This is a genomic window from Sphingobium cupriresistens, from assembly GCF_004152865.1.
Taxonomy (GTDB): domain Bacteria; phylum Pseudomonadota; class Alphaproteobacteria; order Sphingomonadales; family Sphingomonadaceae; genus Sphingobium; species Sphingobium cupriresistens.
Window position 1 is genome coordinate 1 of the sequence record NZ_SEOO01000123.1, and the last position, 1134, is coordinate 1134.

Consider the following 1134-nt stretch of genomic DNA (forward strand, 5'->3'; position numbering starts at 1 on the left):
GGGCCATCGGCTGCTGGTGTGGCGCCTACGGGCTTCGGGCTACGCCCTCCGCCCTTCGTCGCCACACCAGCAGCCGATTCTCATCTTGATTGTCGCTGCGTTCTCATCCTGTTTGTCGCCGCGCATACCCCCATTCAGGATGGTGGCTTGGCAAACATGCACGCTTGTTCTGACGGCAAGCTTAAATGCGCTTGGTATCATTCAGTCACAAGCAGGGATGCCGAAGTGTCTCGCCGCGGCGCGTTGAATCAGCATTTGCACGTCGTGCGCGACTTGTTGAGGCTGGCTAACGCCAACAAGGATCTGGGCTTTTTGAAGGATTATGCATCCTATGGACTCAACCAGCTTTTCATCGGCGGCGAAGCAAGCAGTAAAGAGAAGCTGCCTACCTTCGTCACTTTTCTCGGTCCGGCAGGTCCAGGAGGCATAGGGGCGCTGCTGACATATGGTTTCGATGCCAAGGCAAGCGGGATGACGACATATTTCCTCGGTGCACCACAGAAAAATTGCCATTACGCCGTTCATGACTTGGGTTTGCTATCGAGCATCTTGAAACAGCCTGCGATGGCGAACAGCTATGCCGCGACTAAAGCGCTCGCCTGTGGATCACCTGTGTTCAAGGCCGATAGCGCCTTGCGCGCCGTTGAGGCGATGGGCTATACTGGTTCAGAGAAATTCGTTTGCGACGCCGGGGCGCAATATAGCAAATCAGAGGCAGGCAAATTCTTCACCCGACATTTCAGCACCTGTTCCGGCGGGTGACGTTGAACTGATTGGAAGCCTGTACCATGCCTACATGCTGGTAGGGTGATTGCCCCTCATTATGTGCGGCGGTTTGTAAAGCGGCAGAAGAACGGTGCAGCAGATGCGGAGGCGAGCCATCTGCTCATCCGTCAGCCAATACAGTTCGCTCATAGCCAGTCTCCTTACGGAGGCTGAATCAGATTATGCCTGTTATATCGATGGCTCCTGACCCTAGGCATGCCTTATCATTCACAGATTTAGGCCTAAGAGCCCGATCCGAAAGTTGTTGAGCAATACCAGCATGTTGTGATTCAGCCGTCTTTGCGACAAGATGGAGTGAATGGTGGCATGGACTGGTATTGCCCGGCGAGAGCATAGTCGGGAAGGTTT

Annotated in this window: 1 protein-coding gene; it reads left to right on the forward strand. The window is 54.4% G+C overall.

What is annotated here, in order from left to right; all coding sequences use genetic code 11:
* Nucleotides 1-762, forward strand: a 762-nt coding sequence (locus EWH12_RS21895; RefSeq protein ID WP_207212478.1) for a hypothetical protein, incomplete at its 5' end; no start/stop codon positions are given.
* Between the last annotated feature and the right edge of the window lie 372 nt (nucleotides 763-1134).